This is a genomic window from Christensenellaceae bacterium 44-20 (assembly GCA_041223705.1).
Classification (GTDB): domain Bacteria; phylum Bacillota; class Clostridia; order Christensenellales; family Christensenellaceae; genus QANA01.
In genome coordinates this window covers 195,620-214,376 of record JBCLQU010000002.1, presented here as the reverse complement: position 1 = coordinate 214,376, position 18,757 = coordinate 195,620, and the positions used below count along the sequence as shown (strand labels likewise).

The window sequence follows — 18,757 nt, the reverse complement described above, 5'->3', positions numbered from 1 at the left end:
TTAGCTCCTGCTGCTCCGGTTGCGCCTGTCGGGCCGGTTGCGCCGTTAGCTCCTGCTGCTCCGGTTGCGCCTGTCGGGCCGGTTGCGCCGTTAGCTCCTGCTGCTCCGGTTGCGCCTGTCGGACCTGTTGCACCGTTAGCTCCTGCTACGCCCTGCGGACCCGTTGCTCCTGTGGGGCCGGTCGGGCCCATCGCGCCGTTTAGACCATTCGCGCCAGTTGCTCCCGTGGGACCCTGAGGCCCGGTTGCCCCCGGCATACCGGTTGCTCCAGCAGGCCCTGTGTGACCCATCGGGCCAGTCGCGCCGGTATTGCCCGGTGCACCCATGGCGCCGGTCGCTCCGGTAGAACCAGTTGCACCTACAGGGCCAGCCGCACCTTGTGCTCCAGTTGCGCCAGTCGCGCCCGTTGCACCTGTCGGGCCAGTCGGTCCCATTCTACCGTTGGTTCCCGCGGCACCCGTCGGGCCTGTGGGACCAGTGGGGCCCATCGCACCATTCGTCCCCGGCGCACCTGTCGGGCCGGTCGGGCCCATTGCGCCGTTCGTTCCCGGCGCACCTGTCGGGCCCTGCGGTCCAGTCTCTCCTTTGGGCCCCGTCGGGCCGGAAGGGCCAGTAGGTCCCGTCGGGCCGGTGGGTCCGGTCGGGCCGCCTGCAGGGCCAGTGGGGCCGGTCGGCCCGGGAATGCCCGGGAAACCCATTGGCCCGGTTGCTCCAGTCGCACCCGTCGCGCCCGGAATCCCCTGGGGGCCAGGCACACCCTGCGGGCCAGGAAGCCCGGGAATTCCCATCGGCCCCTGCGGGCCAGTCGGGCCGGTGGGGCCGGTTGCGCCCCTATGGCAGCAGCACTGATTGATGGGTCTGCCGCATCTCGGGCAAATGGGCTGTCTATTAAAAGGATAAGGACTCACTTTTCTTCGCTCCTTTTCTCATATTTATGAACTGCGTTCATATCCTAAGGCTATCGCTTGCCTCGCTCTACTATATTCTAAGCAACGCCCTACTGTGATAGCTCTTTGTGTTCTGCAAAGAGTTTTTCATAATAGGCCTTGTTATATTGATAAGCCGGCGAATCCGGCCTAAATTTTCCTGCCTTTTCGTTATACTCCCTGGCCTTCCTTTTCTGCCCCAAGCGGTCATAGCAGACGCACAGCTGAATATAGGGCAGGTAGCCATAGCAGTCAGGGGAAACAAAAGCACCGGAAGCATCGTTTCTCTTTTTGGTCAGCGCAAGCTCATACCAGAAGATCGCCTGCTCATATTTTTCCTCTGTCAAAAACAGCTCCCCTAAATCACAGCACACCTCCGCCCTCGGTGTATCGTATTCAAAGGAGTGCAGAAGCGCCGTCCGGGCTTTCCTCGCCTCCCCCTTCATTTTGTAGCAAAGGGCCATCGTTCGGCAGGCCTCTATCTTGTTTTCCAGCCAGCCGCGGCCTTCCTCCAAAAACTCGCGCAACGCGGAAATCGCCGCATCGTAATTTTCGTGATAGTAGAGCTCTCTTGCATAGTAGAACTGATCTCTTGGCGAAAAAGCTTCCCCCGCTTTTTTCTGCATCTCATAGATGCGCAGGTTGCGTCCGGAATCCGCCTCTTTTACCTTTCGATGCGAGACGGCAATCTCAGAATAGACGACATTTCCCACAGGCACAATCGCCTCGTGTACCCTGCCCTCCCAGCGATATTGCCGGGTGTTGCGCACAATTCTCTCTCGATAGTAGGAAAAAGTCGGCTGGCCTTTCTCGTCAAAGGCAGTGTGGTAGCGCATCATGACGACGTCCACCTCCTCTGGCAGCAAAGCTTTGAGCCGCAGCAGCGCCTCTCGATCAGCAGTTTCCAAGATGTCATCCGCATCCAGCCACATGCAATACTGCCGTGTTGCCTTGGAAAAAGCAAAGTTGCGCGCAGCAGCGAAATCATCCACCCATGGAAAATCATAAATTTTCTGGGTATAGCGCTTTGCGATATCTATGGTATCATCTGTGCTCCCCGTATCCACAATAATGATCTCATCTGCAACGTCTTTGGCGCTTTCCAGGCATCGCTCCAGGCTCTCCTCTTCATTTCGCACAATCATACAAAGGCTAATCGTCATGCTTCTCTCTCCCCTCGCATCTATTTATCATATGAGGGAAAAGAAAAGTTGTGCAAACGAATTGAGCTAGGATAAATAAAAAGTAAAAGTTCCTTTTTTCTGCATATTTTGATATTAAAAACGAGACGGTAATACCGTCTCGTTTGCGATGACTGATGAAAATCTATTGCCAAAGCTTCCAAACATACTCCCAGAGGCCACAATCTTTGGCATTTCATAAACAAAGCTTCCCCGAGGCATTCAGCTTTCCAATATAGAGCCTATTTCTTCTTTTTACCCATAAGAGCGCAGCCAATTGCTGCGAATAACCCCATGAAAATCCAGGGAAATGCCGCATTGATAAAATCGCTGACCATTCCTGATCCCTCCTGCGAGATAGAGTTTGTGCATGAAAAAGCGGAGCAAAGATTTCTTTGCTCCGCTCTGGCTCCCCCTGTTGGGCTCGAACCAACGACATTTCGGTTAACAGCCGAACGCTCTACCAACTGAGCTAAGGAGGAAAAACTCAAAACTCTCATTGAGAGAGTTTTGATAAAATAGAAACCGGCAGCTACCTAGTCTCCCACACCGTTGCCAGTGCAGTACCTTCGGCGTATAAGAGCTTAACTTCTGTGTTCGGGATGGGAACAGGTGTATCCTCTTAGCTATCGCCACCGGAAACTTTATGCGCTTGTCATATAGTATGCCATCTTCGACTTGAAATATACCACATACTCCAAATCTTTGTCAAGCACACTCAAAACTATATAATATCCTACTCCAAACTAATTTGTATGATCAAGTCCTCGGCATATTAGTATCAGTCAGCTAAACACATTACTGTGCTTACACCCCTGACCTATCAACCTCATAGTCTACAAGGTGCCTTACTTCCTTTAAGGAATGAGAAGTCTCATCTTGAGGGAGGCTTCACGCTTAGATGCTTTCAGCGTTTATCCCGTCCGCACATAGCTACCCAGCGGTGCTCTTGGCAGAACAACTGGTACACCAGTGGTGCGTCCATCCCGGTCCTCTCGTACTAGGGACAGCTCCTCTCAAACTTCTAACGCCCACGATAGATAGGGACCGAACTGTCTCACGACGTTCTGAACCCAGCTCGCGTGCCGCTTTAAATGGCGAACAGCCATACCCTTGGGACCTACTCCAGCCCCAGGATGCGACGAGCCGACATCGAGGTGCCAAACCTCCCCGTCGATGTGGACTCTTGGGGGAGATAAGCCTGTTATCCCCGAGGTAGCTTTTATCCGTTGAGCGACGGCAATTCCACTCTCATACCGCCGGATCACTAAGCCCGACTTTCGTCTCTGCTCGACATGTCTGTCTCGCAGTCAGGCCCCCTTATGCCTTTGCACTCTAACGCATGATTTCCGACCATGCTGAGGAGACCTTTGGGCGCCTCCGTTACCTTTTCGGAGGCGACCGCCCCAGTCAAACTGTCCACCTGGCAATGTCCAACGCCCAGTTCATGGCACGTTGTTAGAGTTTCAACATTAGAAGAGTGGTATCCCAATGGCGGCTCCCTGCCTGCTGGCGCAAGCAGTTCCTAGCCTCCCACCTATGCTGTACATCCAATGCCGAAATTCAATACCAAGTTACAGTAAAGCTCTACGGGGTCTTTCCGTCTAGTCGCGGGTAACCGGCATCTTTACCGGTACTACAATTTCACCGAGTCCCCTGTTGAGACAGTGACCAAGTCGTTACGCCATTCGTGCGGGTCGGAACTTACCCGACAAGGAATTTCGCTACCTTAGGACCGTTATAGTTACGGCCGCCGTTCACTGGGGCTTCAATTCACTGCTTCGGTTGCCCTAACAGTTCCTCTTAACCTTCCAGCACTGGGCAGGCGTCAGCCCGTATACTTCATCTCTCGATTTCGCACAGACCTGTGTTTTTGCTAAACAGTCGCTTGGCCCTATTTACTGTGACCTATTGCTAGGCACTCCTTATCCCGAAGTTACGGAGTCATTTTGCCGAGTTCCTTAACAGGGGTTATCTCGCTCATCTTAGGATTCTCTCCTCGCCTACCTGTGTCGGTTTGCGGTACGGGCGCCTCTTCGCTCGATAGCAGCTTTTCTCGCCAGCGTGAATTCAACCACTTCCATACTTATGTTCTGTCCCCATCACATCCCAGCCTTAAAGGGAGACGTACTTCACTATCTCCCAAGCCTCAATGCTTGGACGGGTTCTACCATCAACCCGCTTGGTCTATCCTTCTGTGTCACTGCTTCTCTCAAACGCTAAAGGCGGTACAGGAATATCAACCTGTTGTCCATCGCCTACGACCATCTAGTCCTCGGCTTAGGTCCCGACTTACCCTGGGCGGACGAACCTTCCCCAGGAAACCTTAGGCTTTCGATGGTGGGGATTCTCACCCCACTTTCGTTACTCATGCCAGCATTCTCTCTCCTGTGCAGTCCACCACTCCTTTCGGTATGGCTTCTATCCGCACACGACGCTCCTCTACCACTTGTTAATACAAGTCCATAGCTTCGGCGGTAGGTTTTAGCCCCGGACATTTTCGGCGCAAGATCACTCGACTAGTGAGCTATTACGCACTCTTTGAATGAGTGGCTGCTTCTAAGCCAACGTCCTAGTTGTCTAGGCAATCTCACATCCTTTTCCACTTAACCTACACTTTGGGGCCTTAGCTGATGATCTGGGCTGTTTCCCTTTTGACAATGAAACTTAGCTCCCACTGTCTGACTCCCACTCAGTAATATACGGCATTCGGAGTTTGATAAGGTTCGGTAAGCTTTGAGGCCCCCTAGCCCATTCAGTGCTCTACCTCCGTATATCTTCAAGTGAGGCTAGCCCTAAAGCTATTTCGAGGAGAACCAGCTATTTCCGAGTTCGATTGGAATTTCACCGCTATCCACAGGTCATCCCCTAGATTTTCAACTCTAGTGAGTTCGGTCCTCCACGGTATCTTACTACCGCTTCAACCTGCCCATGGATAGGTCACCCGGTTTCGGGTCTACATCATGCAACTATCGCCCTGTTCAGACTCGGTTTCCCTGCGGCTTCGGCGCTGAACGCCTTAACCTCGCTGCATAACGTAACTCGCTGGCCCGTTCTTCAATAAGTACAACGTCACACGCTCTAATCGTGCTCCGTCTGCTTGTAAGCGTAAGGTTTCAGGTTCTCTTTCACTCCCCTCCCGGGGTACTTTTCACCTTTCCCTCACGGTACTATTCCGCTATCGGTCATCAAGTAGTATTTAGCCTTGGGGGGTGGTCCCCCCTGCTTCCCACCAGGTTTCACGTGCCTTGTGGTACTCTGGTACCGGCCGCCCGATCTTCTCTTTCACTTACAGGACTTTTACCTTCTTTGGTGCCGCTTTCCAACGGTCTTCAGTTAGATACCTTCGATGGCTTACGCCGGCCCACAACCCCGGACGTCCGAAGACTTCCGGTTTGGGCTCTTCCCCGTTCGCTCGCCGCTACTAAGAGAATCGTTCTTACTTTCTTTTCCTCCGGCTACTTAGATGTTTCAGTTCACCGGGTTCCCTCTGCAAAGCTATGGATTCACTTTGCAGTGACAGGCTTTTACACCTGCCGGGTTTCCCCATTCGGACATCTGCGGATTAACGCTTGTTTGCAGCTCCCCGCAGCTTTTCGCAGCTTACCACGTCCTTCTTCGGCTCTTGATGCCTAGGCATTCACCCTACGCTCTTGTTCACTTGATCATTTTTTCCTAAGACTTTTCAGATAATTTCCTTACTCTCAGCTTTTTACAGCAAAATTGTATTTCTTTTACCCTAAAAGTTTTTTTAGTTTGTTTTGCATATTATATAGTTTTCAATGTGCTTTTCTTCAAAGGCTTCCACCCTTGATGGTGGGCTCAAGTGGACTCGAACCACCGACCTCGCGCTTATCAGGCGCGCGCTCTAACCGGCTGAGCTATGAGCCCCTAATGGTGGAGATGAGCGGAATCGAACCGCTGACCCCCTGCTTGCAAGGCAGGTGCTCTCCCAGCTGAGCTACACCCCCAAAAGAGTGTGGTTTCCTTCTTCTTTACCTTGACAATATGAGCGTAAAAAATACTTGACTTAAAACAAGCTTCCCTACTAGTTTGGTTGTTACACCTTAGAAAGGAGGTGATCCAGCCGCACCTTCCGATACGGCTACCTTGTTACGACTTCACCCCAGTCATTGGTTTCACCTTAGACAGCTCCCTCCTTGCGGTTAGGCCACTGGCTTCGGGCGCCCCCAACTTCCATGGTGTGACGGGCGGTGTGTACAAGGCCCGGGAACGCATTCACCGCGGCATGCTGATCCGCGATTACTAGCAACTCCGACTTCATGTGGGCGGGTTGCAGCCCACAATCCGAACTGAGACCGGCTTTTTGAGATTCGCTTACTCTTACGAGCTCGCCGCTCTTTGTACCGACCATTGTAGCACGTGTGTAGCCCAAGACATAAAGGGCATGATGATTTGACGTCGTCCCCACCTTCCTCCGAGTTATCCCCGGCAGTCTCATTAGAGTTCCCATCCGAAATGCTGGCAACTAACAATAGGGGTTGCGCTCGTTGCGGGACTTAACCCAACATCTCACGACACGAGCTGACGACAACCATGCACCACCTGTCACCGATGCTCCGAAGAGAAGGCGTATCTCTACGCCGGTCATCGGGATGTCAAGCCTTGGTAAGGTTCTTCGCGTTGCTTCGAATTAAACCACATGCTCCGCTGCTTGTGCGGGCCCCCGTCAATTCCTTTGAGTTTCAGCCTTGCGGCCGTACTCCCCAGGCGGAATACTTATTGCGTTTGCTCCGGCACAGAAGTCTTATGACCCCTACACCTAGTATTCATCGTTTACAGCGTGGACTACCAGGGTATCTAATCCTGTTTGCTACCCACGCTTTCGTGCCTCAGCGTCAGTTACAGTCCAGTAAGTCGCCTTCGCCACTGGTGTTCCTCCTAATATCTACGCATTTCACCGCTACACTAGGAATTCCACTTACCTCTCCTGCACTCGAGCACAGCAGTATCAGAAGCAGCCCCGGGGTTAAGCCCCGATATTTCACTTCTGACTAACTGCGCCGCCTACGCACCCTTTACGCCCAGTAATTCCGGACAACGCTTGCTCCCTACGTATTACCGCGGCTGCTGGCACGTAGTTAGCCGGAGCTTCCTCCTATGGTACAGTCACTTTCTTCTTCCCATAGGACAGAGGTTTACAACTCGAAAGCCTTCTTCCCTCACGCGGCGTTGCTGGGTCAGGGTTTCCCCCATTGCCCAATATTCCCCACTGCTGCCTCCCGTAGGAGTCTGGACCGTGTCTCAGTTCCAGTGTGGCCGATCACCCTCTCAGGTCGGCTACTGATCGTCGCCTTGGTAGGCCGTTACCCTACCAACTAGCTAATCAGACGCGAGCCCATCCATAAGCGATAAATCTTTGACCCCTCTGCCATGTGGCAATGTGGTCTTATGCGGTATTAGCAGCCGTTTCCAGCTGTTATCCCCCTCTTATGGGCAGGTTGCTCACGCGTTACTCACCCGTCCGCCACTAAGTAACTAAAAATTCCTTCCGAAGAATTCCTTCTTAGTTCTTCGTTCGACTTGCATGTGTTAAGCACGCCGCCAGCGTTCGTCCTGAGCCAGGATCAAACTCTCAATTAAAATCTTAACAGTTCTGCTTTCGCTTCCCTGCTTTTTCCTTCTTAAGAGTAGTCCAAGCTCGTCTTTTTGTCTTTCTTTTTTACGCTATATTGTTTTTTCAAGGTCCGCTCCGAAGAGCGCTTCTCTATATTACCAAACACCCTCCCCTTTGTCAACTGGTTTTTTCATTCTTTTTTGAAAGTCGTGAGTTTCTTTTTAGAGGGCATAGATCGTTCGATATTATTGCCATCTTTCCCCTTCCTTACCCGTGGTATTGTTCGTGTTTTCTTGGCATATTTTTCCTATTTTCTCATATATTATGGAAAAGAAGAAAAGCTTTGACGCGAGGTCAAAGCCATTTTCTATAAAAAATATGATTGTTTTGTTAACGCTTGCTTATTCAAAGCTGCCCATTTCTTCCGGGAGATTTTCATAAGCAGTTAGAATCTCTGCCTGAATCTTTTCCCTGGCCTGCGAATTGAGCGGATGAGCGATATCCTTATATTCGCCATTGGGCATTTTTTTGCTGGGCATTGCAATGAACAACCCGCTTTGGCCTTCGATGATTTTGATGTCATGCACGACAAACATGTCATCAAAGGTGATGGATGCAACGGCACGCATTTTCCCCGGCGTGCTGATTCTTTTCACACGAATATCCGTGATGTTCATAGTGTTCCTCCCCTGGTACTATGATGATATTTACCTGCATTATTCGCCAAAGCCGGGGAAAAATCCTTTTCTGGAACACAAAAACATCATTTTTTACGCCAGATTGACACTGATGCGCAGTTTTTGCTGCTCCTCTTCGATCTGTTCCAGAACCATGAGGCTCTTATAGTGCTCGATGCGCTTGACTTCCGGCTCCCGGGTCGCAATGGCCACGCCGCATCCCACGACAATGATGCCAAACTCCTTCATCATCTCGCAGATGGCGCGCACCGTGCCGCCCCCGGCCAGAAAATCATCGATGACTAGGGCCTTTTGACCCTCGCGCACCGCGCGTTTGGAAAGCGACATGGTCTGCATACGCTTGGAGGAGCCGGAAAGGTAGTTGATGGTGACGACAGAGCCCTCGGTCAGCTTGCTCTCTTTGCGCGCAACGACAACCGGCTTGCCGAAAAACCTGGCAACATTCATGGCCAGCGGAATGCCTTTGGTCTCCACCGTGATGATAAAATCCGGGCTGGTATTTTTAAAGAAATTCCAAAGAACCCGCGCCATTTTTTCCACATAAACCGGCGAAAGGAAAATATCCGCCGTATAGAGGAAGCCGCCGGGCAGAATGCGGGCTGGGCTTTCCAGCTTCTGCGCGATCTCGGCTAGCGCGCGCCGCATCTCCTCTGCCGGCATGGCGGGCAAAAAGCGGACGCCGCCGCTGGCTCCCATCATCACCTCGATCTCGCCTATCCCTCTGCGGGAAAAAGCGGAGCGCATGATGGAAATATCTTCGGATAAAGTCGATTTCGCCGCCCCGAAAAGTTCAGAAAAATATGACAATGGGTAAAGCTGGTTTGGGTTCGCTGTCAAATACGCGCTGAGCACGCACAATCTTTCTTTTCTGGTGGCTGGCTCCATTTTTTCTCCCTCGTTCCGAATGTTCATAAATATTTTTACTTTATTATTCGTATTATACCATGCGTTTCGCGGGAGATCCAGCATCTCTATCGATTTTTCAAGATATTGTTGTTCTCCTGCCAGAGATTTAGTATAATAATGAAAGATTCACGCCTATGTTGGAAGCAAACGCGACAAGTATGTCAGGGAAAGGAACACAATATCATGGTTAGCTTTGAGGATTATAAAGAAGGAAGAATTCACTTTATCGGCGTTGGCGGATGCTCGATGAGCGGCCTGGCGCAGATCCTGAATAATCTTGGGTATCAGGTGAGCGGCTCGGATCTTAACGATTCTCCTTTTATGCAGACGCTGCGGGAGCAGAATATCCCCGTGCAGATTGGGCACGACGCCGCGTATGTGCAGGGCGCGGCGCTGGTCATCTATTCTGCCGCGATTAAGCCCAGCAATGTGGAATTCACCTATGCCAAGGAGCACGGCATTCCCATGCTGGAGCGCTCGGTTCTGCTGGGGCAGGTCAGCCGCAGCTATCAAAAATCCATCTGCATTGCGGGCTGCCACGGCAAGACCACCATCACTTCTATGCTGGCCCTCATCAGCAACGACGCGCATATCGACCCGACGGTCCACGTCGGCGGCATGGTAGATTTCCTATCAGGCGGCGTGCGGCTGGGCAAAGAGGATTGCTTCATCACAGAGGCCTGCGAATACGTCCGCAGTTTCCTGACGCTGCATCCCTCGCATATCGTCATCAACAATATCGACGACGACCACCTGGACTGCTACCGGGATATCGATGAAATTATCGATACGTTCGTGCAGTTCGTCTCCCTGCTGCCCAAAAACGGCGTGCTGTTTGCCAACCCCGACGACGAAAACACGCAGAAAGCCCTTTCCCGCGTGAACTGCAATGTCATCACATACAGCATCCAGGGCAACGGGCAGTATAATGCTGCGAACGTCGAATACGACGAGCTGGGCAACCCGGAATTCGATATTATAAAAGAAGGAAAAGCGCTTGGGCATATCGTACTGCATGTCCCCGGCCTGCATAACGTCCAGAACGCACTGGCGGCCTGCGTCGTCGCCTATGAGGCCATGGGCATTTCCTTTGAGGAAAGCGCAAAGGCGCTGCTGCACTATCATCTGGCCGGGCGGCGCTTCGAGCTGGTGGGCGAGCGGGACGGCGTCAAAATTTTCCACGACTACGCGCATCACCCCACCGAAATCAAGGCTTGCCTGGATGCCGCCAGCAACTATCCGCATAAAAAGCTCTATGTGCTCTTCCAGTGCAATTCCTTCACCCGCGCCCGGACACTGCGCAAAAAATACGGCTTGGCCTTTGAGAAGGCAGACGTCGTCATGGTGCCGAACCTGTATCCCGGCCGGGATATCGATACAGGCGATATTCACGCCACGGATCTGGTGGATGAGATCAACGCGCATTCGCACAACGCGCTCTATCTGCCCACTTTCCAGGATATCAAGGAATATCTCCTGAAAAACTGGCAGAGCGGCGATATCGTCGTGACGCTGGGCTCGGGCGACGTCTATAAACAGCAGATGATTCTGCTGGAAAAATAGCAAACATTTGGTTTCCCAGCGATTTGCCGGAAAATAAAAAGAGGAGAAAATCTCTCCTCTTTTTTTATGCAATCAGGGCCGTTTGCAGCCGGGTCAGCGCCCCGCGCAGCGGCCGGTAGAGCGCCAGCGCGGCCACAAAATTGCCCCCGCAGTGCGCCAGATCAAAGGGAATTCCCGAAACCCAATAGGAAAGCCCTGCCGCCCATCCGCCCGTCAATAGATAGGGGATGGCGCAAAGCGCTCCGAAGCTAAGGCCATAGGCCGCGGCCAGAATCGCCCAGCCCAGGCTGCTCTGCATCTTTCGGCAAAGCCACGTGAGCCCTGCCAGAGCCGGCCAGAGGTAGAGATAGGAGACCCACCAGATGCCAAAGCCATAAACAAGGCCTTCCAGCAGGATAAATACCCCAAGCATTAAGATCACCTTGCCCTGAAAAACCAGGGTGTAGACGATGACGAGAATGGAAACCAGCTCGATATTGGGCAAAAACGAGAGCGCAATCTGCGCCACAAACAGCAGTGCGCCAAAAGCGCCTGCCAGCGCAATATCCCGGGTTTTGCCCGGAAGATTAGTAGCCCACCGTGAAGGTGATCTCATAGTGCTCGCCGTCCGCAATGGGCGTGCTGTCCACGCCGGTATTCAGCATCTCGCCGCCCTTCGTGAAGCTCCACCACTCCTGGTTTGCATCGTCGACCGTCTCGCCGTCTACCGTCTTGACGAACAGGCCGTAATCCGATTCCTCGCCCGCAATGAGGTTCTCCTGCTCCAGCGCGCCGCGCAGGTATTCCTCATCCGTGGAGATCTCAAACTGTTTCTTGCTCTCATCCTTATGGACAACCTCGACGGCGATGGTCTTTGCGCCTGCCGCCGGCTTGGGCGAAAGCGCCTTCCATGCCCAAAACGCGCCGACAACAACCACCACCAGCGCCACAAGGCTAATCCATAGTCCCTTTTTCTGCCACCATTTCTTTTGTTCCATAAAAAAACACCTTTCCTTTCGCTCTGCCGAATATGCACAGCACAAAGAAAAGATGCCTCCCTATCTCAAAAGAACGCTTCTCTCATTCACCAGCCAAGCACTCGTGGCGCTGTGATCAGCCCCGGGCAAGTCTTCTGGCTTGGGCATCACCGCCCGCGCCGCCTTCCCAGTTTCCCAGTGGCATGTGGCGCGCGCTCCTCCCTTACAGCGACGAGTTCGCACAGGATTTTCACCTGTTTCCTTTTTCAGCCGGCCGCGGTTTCCCGCGCCGAGCACCCAAGGCCCTATTCGGTTTTCTGCCGCTATCATACCACGGCCGCGGTTTTTCGTCAAATTCCCGGATCAGGGATTCCGCAAAAAAGCGGCGTCAGCGCGCCGCTATCTCTGCCTTTTCCGCAGTTTGCTTAAAATTTCCTCAAAATACGCGGGCAAGGGCGCTGTAAACTCCATGCGCTCGCCTGTGCGCGGATGCGTCAGCATGAGCCTTCCCGCATGCAGCATCTGCCCCTGGGTCTCAAAAGGCGGCTTTTTGCGGCAATAGACGGGATCGCCCACAACCGGATGCCCGATATGCGCCATATGCACGCGGATCTGATGCGTCCGCCCGGTTTGCAGCGAAACTTCCAGCAGAGTATACTCCATAAAACGCTCCAAAACCCGCCAGTCCGAAACAGCCTCTCGGCCGCCGGGGACAACTGCCATTTTCTTGCGGTCTGCCTTATGCCGGGCGATGGGCGCGTTTACCTGCCCGCTCTCCTCCCGGAAGTTTCCATAGCAAAGCGCGGTATAGATGCGAGCCGCCTCCTTTTTGGCGATCTGCTCCGCGAGATTTTGATGCGCCGCGTCGTTTTTGGCGATGACCAGCAGGCCCGTCGTATCCTTATCGATGCGGTGCACAATGCCCGGGCGGATTTCGCCGTTGATGCCCGAAAGATCCCGGATATGATAGAGAATGGCGTTGACCAGCGTCCCGCTCTCGTTGCCCGGCGCGGGATGCACGACCATCCCCTTGGGCTTATCGATGACGGCAATATCCGCATCCTCATAGACAATGCAAAGCGGCAGATTCTCCGGCTCCAGCGAAATCTGCCGGGCATCCGGGATGCGCACGAGCACCTCGTCTCCCGCCCGCAGGGCATCCGAGGCGCCGGCAGGCTTGCCGTTTTTCAGAACTGCTCCTTTTTCCAGAAGATTCTGATAAAAAGAGCGGCTGTGCGAAGGCTCTGCCTCTGCCAAAAATTTGTCCAGCCGCTTATATGCCCGCTCGGCGCAAAGCTTTAACTCCTGCATTACGAGAGCTCCGCCAGCTGTGTTTCCAGCTCTGCGCGCCGAAGCTGGGCATCCGCCAGCTTGCGCCGGTTCTTCTCCACGCTCTGCTCCAGTTTTTCGATCTGCTCCCTATAGGAGATCTCCTTTTCCTTGAGCGTCACTATCTTGCGCTCCAGCTTCACTCTCTGCTTTTCCTGGCTCGTCAGTTTCTCCATCTCTCTCTTCCCCCTCTGCCAAAGCCTCTTTCCCCTCGCTTTGGAATTCCAAAAAAATCAGCGACATAAATAGGAAAATCGTCCCCATCGTAACGCAGATATCCGCCACGTTGAACACCGCAAATTCCACAAAATCGAACCGGATAAAATCCACCACATATCCCAGGAAGAACCGATCGATGACATTGCCCAGTGCCCCGGCGATCATCAGCGCCAAAGCGATTTTGGAAAGCAGATGGATTTTATCCCGGTAGCGAATCAGCGCTGCCGCCAGCAGGATAGCCAAAACTAGGGACGCGATGGCGAGAAGAACCGTCATCCCGCTGCCCATGCCAAAGGCCATGCCCGTGTTTTCCACATAAGTAAAGCTCAGCACCCCGGGAACTACCTGTGGGCTGCTGGCCATCAGATGCTCCGCTGCCCACATTTTAGAGAGCTGATCTGCCACAACTCCAAGAAAAATTATCACTGCATATATCATGTTTGCCTCAGCTCATCACAAGGTATGCGTTGATGAACAGATCGAGATCTCCATCCATCACCGCCCCGATATTTCCGGATTCCGCAGACGTTCTGTGATCTTTCACAAGGGTATAGGGCTGGAACACGTACGAGCGAATCTGGCTGCCCCATTCGATTTTCTTCATCTCGCCCTTGATGGACTGCATCTCCTCTTCCAGCTTGCGCTCCCGCTGTTCCACCAGCTTGGCCCGCAGCATATTCATGCAGGCCTCTTTGTTCTGCACCTGCGAGCGCTCGTTCTGGCACTGCACCACGATGCCCGTGGGCAGGTGCGTGATGCGCACGGCCGAATCCGTCTTATTGACGTGCTGGCCGCCCGCCCCGGAAGAGCGGTAGGTGTCGATTTTAATCTCATCGGGATTGATTTCCACATCTCCCTCATCCGCCTCGATCTGCGGAATGACGTCCAGCGAGGCAAAGGAGGTATGCCGGCGCGCCGAGGAATCGAAAGGCGAGATGCGCACCAGCCGATGCACGCCTTTTTCCCCTTTGAGATACCCATAGGCATTGAGGCCGTCCACCAAAAACGTCACGCTCTTGATGCCCGCCTCCTCGCCGTCCAGATAGTCCAGCACTTTGACGGCATAGCCATGCCGCTCCGCCCAGCGGGTATACATGCGGTAGAGCATGCTTGTCCAGTCCTGCGCCTCCGTGCCGCCGGCGCCGGCATGCAGGGAGAGAATCGCGCTGTTGGCATCGTATTGGCCGGAGAGCAGCGTCGCCAGATGGAACTGCTCCACCTCCCGCTCGGCCTGCTCCACGCTCTGCACGATCTCCTCATCCAGGCTGCCGTCTGCCGCCTCTTCCGCCAGCAGAACCAGCGTCTCGCCATCCTCCAGAACGCCTTCCAGCTTCCGGTAGGTTTGCAGCTTATTCTCCAGCGGGCGAACCGCCCGGTTTACCTTATTGGCGTTTTCAATATTTTCCCAAAACCCCGGGGCTTCCATCTGCGCCCGGTACTCTGCAAGCTGTTTCTCTAACCCAGCCAGGTCAAAGGGACTCACCTGCCTCTTTCAACATGTTTTTGGCCGCTTGCAGCCGAGTTTCATAATCTTCCAATAAAATCATGTGAAATCACCTCTTTTCATTTTGCACCATCTGGCGCGATACAGCTTTATGATAGACGGCCGCCCGGCTTTCTAAACTGCCGGCAAGCTGCCCTCTCCTATTTCCCGCAGCAGTTTTTATACTTCTTGCCGCTGCCGCAAGGGCAGGGATCGTTCCTGCCGACTTTTTTCTCCACATGCCGCTGAGCAGGCTTTTCGCCGCCCTGCCCGCCATGCGTCGCCGTCTGCGGCTGCATGGTCTGCACGCGCTCCACCTTGCTTCTCACCGTAACCCGGAACAGCATCTGAACCGTCCCCTGCTGGATGGCGGCGATCATCTCGTCGAACATATCGAAGCCTTCCTTCTGATATGCCACAACCGGGTCTATCTGGCCGTATGCCCGCAGGCCGATGCCGTCCCGCAGCTGATCCATATTGTCGATATGCTCCATCCACTTGCTGTCCACTTCCCGCAGCAGCACGACGCGCTCGATCTCCCGCATATCCAGCCCCTCGCTCTCCAGCTCGGCGCTTTTCTTCTCATATGCCTTCTGCGCGCGCTCCAACAGCAGCTCTTTTGCCGCTTTTGCATGTTTCTTTTTCAGATCCTCTGCCGAGACCGGGGCAAAATAGGCCTGGGGGATGAGATTTGCCAGCGCCAGGTTCAGCGCCTCCAAATCCCACTCGCCCGCTGAAAGCTCCTCCGGGCAATAGCTATCCGCCAAATTGCCCACAGCCGAATCCAGCATACCGGCGATGGCCTGCCGGATATCCTCGCCCATCAGCACGCTGCGGCGCTGGCCATAGATGACCTCTCTCTGCTGATTCATGACGTCGTCATATTTGAGCACCTGGCTTCTGGCTTTGAAGTTGCGCTCCTCGATGCGCTTTTGCGCCTTTTCGATTTGCCGGGTCATCATGCCGTATTCCAGCGGAATATCCTCGCCGCCGGATAGCTTTTCGATGATCATCCGAATGCGCTCGCCGCCGAATAGCCGCATGAGGTCATCCTCCAGCGCGATATAAAACCGGGAAGCGCCAGGGTCTCCCTGCCGGCCGCTCCGGCCCCGCAGCTGGTTATCGATGCGCCGGGATTCATGCCGCTCTGTGCCGATGATATACAGCCCGCCCGCCGCCACAACTTTCTCATGCTCGGCATCCGTCTGCTTCTTAAAGCCTTCATATAACTCTTGATAGAGCGCCCGGGCCTTGAGCACCTCCTCATCGCTCGTATCCAGATGCATGGAGGCGGTGTAGATCATATCTTCGTCATAGCCCTTGCGGCGCATCTCGCTCTTGGCCATATAATCCGGGTTGCCGCCCAGCAGAATATCCGTGCCGCGGCCCGCCATGTTCGTCGCGATGGTAACCGCGCCAAACTTGCCCGCCTGGGCCACGATGCCCGCCTCTTTTTCATGGTTCTTGGCGTTGAGCACCTCGTGCCGGATGCCCCGGCGCTTTAGCATGGCGCTCAAAATCTCGCTGTTTTCCACGGAAACCGTGCCCACCAGCATGGGCCGCCCGGTCTCGTGCACCTGGCAGATCTCCTCGATGACCGCCTCAAACTTGGCCTTGATGGTGGGCAGGATGATATCGTTCTTATCCTCCCGGATCATGGGGCGGTGCGTGGGCACCTGCACAACCGCCAGGTTGTAGATGCCCTCGAACTCCGCTTCCTCGGTTTTGGCTGTGCCCGTCATGCCCGAGAGCTTTTGATACATGCGGAAGAAATTCTGGAAGGTGATGGTGGCCAGCGTTCTGCTTTCCCGCTCGACTTTTACGCCCTCCTTTGCCTCGATGGCCTGGTGCAGGCCGTCGCTGTACCGCCGGCCGATCATCAGCCGCCCGGTGAACTCGTCGACGATGATCACCTGGCCGTTCTGGACGACGTAGTCGATATCCCGCCGCATGGTCTTATGCGCCCGCAGCGCCTGGTAGACATGGTGATTGATCTCCTGGTTTTCCATATCCGCGAAGTTTTCCACTTTGAAATACTTCTCGGCTTTGGCCGTGCCCTCCTCCGTCAGGTTGACCGTCTTGGCCTTTTCATCCACGACGTAGTCTTGCTCTTCCTTCAGTTTGCGGACAAAGCCGTCTGCGATGGCGTAAAGCTCGGTGCCCTTCTCACCCGGGCCCGAGATGATCAGCGGCGTGCGCGCCTCGTCGATGAGGATGGAGTCCACCTCGTCGATGATGGCATAATTCAGTTCCCGCTGTACCAGCGCCTCCCGGCTGACCTTCATATTATCCCGCAGGTAGTCGAAGCCCAGCTCGTTGTTGGTGGCATAGGTGATATCGCAGGCATAGGCCGCTTTTTTCTCTTCCGGCGTCATATCCCGCACGATGAGGCCGACGCTATAGCCCAGGAAATGATAGAGCTTGCCCATCCACTCGCTGTCCCGCTTGGCCAGATAGTCGTTGACAGTAACGACATGGACACCCTTGCCCGAAACCGCGTTCAGGCAGGCGGCCAGCGTCGCCACCAGCGTCTTGCCCTCGCCGGTTTTCATCTCGGCAATATCCCCGTTGTGCAAAATGATGCCGCCCAGCAGCTGAACGTAGTAGTGCTCCAGCCCCAGCACCCTGCGGCTGGCCTCCCGCACCTGCGCAAAGACTTCCGGCAGAAGCGCATCCAGGCTCTCGCCCCTCTGATAGCGGGCGCGGTATTCCTGCGTTTTGGCCGCCAACTCCGCATCCGAAAGTTTCTGAAAACTCTCCCGAAGCATCTCCACTTTATCCGCCTGTTTTCTGGCGTTTCTTAAAAATTTATCTTCCCGGTGAAATAGTCCCATATGTTCCTCATTTTTCAAAATTTTGGGCAAAAGCCAATTCTATTCTATCATTTCGCCCGGGCACATTCAATGCGCCGCCGGGGCGTAATGTAAACAAATTTAGAATTTCGCCCAGGCCGCGGGCCAAATCCCGCTTGAAGAGGGGGGCGCGCAATGCTATACTAAAGCTATCCCAAAAACAAAGGAGAACACCCATGATTTACACAATCGAAAACGATTGCATCCGCGTGGAGATCTCGGATCTCGGCGCAGAGCTGCAATCCATAAAATCGAAAAGCGACGGCACGGAATACCTCTGGCAGGGCGACAAGACCTACTGGAGTGGCCGGGCCTACAATCTCTTCCCCATCTGCGGCCGGCTGACCGAGGGCAAATATACCTTCCAGGGCAAGACGTACGAGATGAACCTGCACGGCTTCGCCCGCAAGACGGTTTTCGAAGTCGCCGAACAGGGGGCGGATCACATCACGTTCCATCTGGCGGCAGACGAGACTTCCCGGGCGCAGTATCCCTTCGAGTTCGATCTGAAGCTGCGCTATCAGCTGGAAGGCAGCAGCGTTAAGACCACTTTCCTGGTCTCCAACAAGGGCAGCGAGCCCATGATTTTCGCCGTCGGCGGGCACCCGGGCTTCAACGTCCCGCTCTGCGAGGGAGAGGCGTTCGAGGATTACTACCTGGAGTTCGACTGCGAAAAGCCCGCAAGAGCCATCACCATGAGCCCCACCTGCTATACCACCCGCGCTTCCACGCCCTTCGCGCTGGAGGGCGGCAAGATTTTGGCCCTGCGGCACGACCTGTTCGATAACGACGCCATCGTCCTGGAAAAGATGTGCAAAGCCATCACGCTCAAAAGCAAAAAGAGCGAAAAGAGCGTGCGCCTGGAATACCCGGATATGAACTACCTGGGGCTTTGGCACGCGCCCAAAACCCAGGCGCCCTATGTCTGCATCGAGCCCTGGTACAGCGTCCCGGCATACGACGGCGAGATCGACGAGCTGGAGACCAAGCGGGATATGATCCATCTGGGCGACGGCGAGAGCTATGAAAACAGCTACGTCATCTCCGTGAAATAGCGGGAGAAGGC

13 protein-coding genes, 3 tRNA genes, 3 rRNA genes and 1 riboswitch are annotated in these 18,757 nt (G+C 54.3%); of the genes, 2 read left to right on the top strand and 17 right to left on the bottom strand.

Going from position 1 to position 18,757, the window contains the following annotated elements; all coding sequences use genetic code 11:
• From AALG83_07985 to purR, 10 genes are all read right to left on the bottom strand, one after another.
• The coding region (locus AALG83_07985; GenBank protein ID MEY8383089.1) for a collagen-like protein at nucleotides 1–878 on the bottom strand (878 nt) is incomplete at its 3' end.
• A gap of 119 nt (nucleotides 879–997) precedes the next feature.
• Nucleotides 998–2,089, bottom strand: a complete 1,092-nt coding sequence (locus tag AALG83_07980) for a glycosyltransferase (GenBank protein MEY8383088.1) — start codon at nucleotides 2,087–2,089, stop codon at nucleotides 998–1,000.
• 424 nt (nucleotides 2,090–2,513) lie between these two features.
• A tRNA-Asn gene (locus tag AALG83_07975) sits at nucleotides 2,514–2,589 on the bottom strand.
• Nucleotides 2,590–2,630: 41 nt separating this feature from the next.
• A 5S ribosomal RNA gene (gene rrf / locus AALG83_07970) occupies nucleotides 2,631–2,747 on the bottom strand.
• 115 nt (nucleotides 2,748–2,862) lie between these two features.
• Nucleotides 2,863–5,774, bottom strand: a 23S ribosomal RNA gene (locus AALG83_07965).
• A gap of 147 nt (nucleotides 5,775–5,921) precedes the next feature.
• Nucleotides 5,922–5,998: transfer RNA gene (locus AALG83_07960), tRNA-Ile, on the bottom strand.
• 4 nt (nucleotides 5,999–6,002) lie between these two features.
• A tRNA-Ala gene (locus tag AALG83_07955) sits at nucleotides 6,003–6,078 on the bottom strand.
• A gap of 100 nt (nucleotides 6,079–6,178) precedes the next feature.
• Nucleotides 6,179–7,711 (bottom strand): 16S ribosomal RNA (locus AALG83_07950).
• The 16S, 23S and 5S rRNA genes sit together here with 3 tRNA genes alongside, the layout of an rRNA operon.
• 375 nt (nucleotides 7,712–8,086) lie before the next feature.
• Nucleotides 8,087–8,362: a septation regulator SpoVG gene (gene spoVG / locus AALG83_07945; protein ID MEY8383087.1), complete on the bottom strand. Its 276-nt coding sequence runs from the start codon at nucleotides 8,360–8,362 to the stop codon at nucleotides 8,087–8,089.
• Nucleotides 8,363–8,455: 93 nt separating this feature from the next.
• Nucleotides 8,456–9,268 (bottom strand): pur operon repressor, encoded by an 813-nt coding sequence (purR, locus tag AALG83_07940; GenBank protein ID MEY8383086.1) that lies wholly within the window; start codon nucleotides 9,266–9,268, stop codon nucleotides 8,456–8,458.
• 204 nt (nucleotides 9,269–9,472) lie between these two features.
• On the opposite strand from purR, the gene murC reads away from it, so the two are divergent.
• Nucleotides 9,473–10,852, top strand: coding sequence for a UDP-N-acetylmuramate--L-alanine ligase (gene murC / locus AALG83_07935; GenBank protein MEY8383085.1), 1,380 nt, complete (start codon nucleotides 9,473–9,475; stop codon nucleotides 10,850–10,852).
• A 64-nt stretch (nucleotides 10,853–10,916) separates the two neighbouring features.
• Here murC and AALG83_07930 read toward each other — a convergent pair whose 3' ends face one another.
• From AALG83_07930 to secA, 7 genes are all read right to left on the bottom strand, one after another.
• A complete protein-coding gene (locus AALG83_07930) occupies nucleotides 10,917–11,447 on the bottom strand; it encodes a hypothetical protein (protein ID MEY8383084.1) in 531 nt (176 codons plus the stop codon).
• Nucleotides 11,419–11,829 carry a DUF4430 domain-containing protein gene (locus AALG83_07925; GenBank protein ID MEY8383083.1) on the bottom strand — a complete coding sequence of 137 codons (411 nt, stop codon included), beginning with the start codon at nucleotides 11,827–11,829 and terminating at the stop codon, nucleotides 11,419–11,421. Before AALG83_07925 ends, AALG83_07930 begins: the two co-directional genes overlap by 29 nt.
• A gap of 106 nt (nucleotides 11,830–11,935) precedes the next feature.
• A riboswitch (cobalamin riboswitch) is annotated at nucleotides 11,936–12,124 on the bottom strand.
• Nucleotides 12,125–12,207: 83 nt separating this feature from the next.
• On the bottom strand, nucleotides 12,208–13,119 hold the full coding sequence (locus AALG83_07920; protein ID MEY8383082.1) for an RluA family pseudouridine synthase: 912 nt from the start codon (nucleotides 13,117–13,119) through the stop codon (nucleotides 12,208–12,210).
• A complete protein-coding gene (locus AALG83_07915) occupies nucleotides 13,119–13,259 on the bottom strand; it encodes a hypothetical protein (GenBank protein MEY8383081.1) in 141 nt (46 codons plus the stop codon). Before AALG83_07915 ends, AALG83_07920 begins: the two co-directional genes overlap by 1 nt.
• Nucleotides 13,228–13,794, bottom strand: coding sequence for a signal peptidase II (lspA, locus tag AALG83_07910; GenBank protein MEY8383080.1), 567 nt, complete (start codon nucleotides 13,792–13,794; stop codon nucleotides 13,228–13,230). The genes AALG83_07915 and lspA overlap by 32 nt, the downstream gene beginning before the upstream one ends.
• A 7-nt stretch (nucleotides 13,795–13,801) precedes the next feature.
• A protein-coding gene (prfB, locus tag AALG83_07905; protein ID MEY8383079.1) for a peptide chain release factor 2 occupies nucleotides 13,802–14,903 on the bottom strand; the annotation gives its coding sequence in 2 pieces (ribosomal slippage) (nucleotides 13,802–14,827 and nucleotides 14,829–14,903; 1,101 coding nt in all).
• 97 nt (nucleotides 14,904–15,000) lie between these two features.
• Nucleotides 15,001–17,673 (bottom strand): preprotein translocase subunit SecA, encoded by a 2,673-nt coding sequence (secA, locus tag AALG83_07900; GenBank protein ID MEY8383078.1) that lies wholly within the window; start codon nucleotides 17,671–17,673, stop codon nucleotides 15,001–15,003.
• Between the two features lie 194 nt (nucleotides 17,674–17,867).
• Between secA and AALG83_07895 the strand changes: the two genes are divergently transcribed.
• Entirely contained in the window at nucleotides 17,868–18,746 is an 879-nt protein-coding gene (locus tag AALG83_07895) for an aldose 1-epimerase family protein (protein MEY8383077.1), read from the top strand.
• The last annotated feature ends 11 nt before the right edge of the window (nucleotides 18,747–18,757 follow it).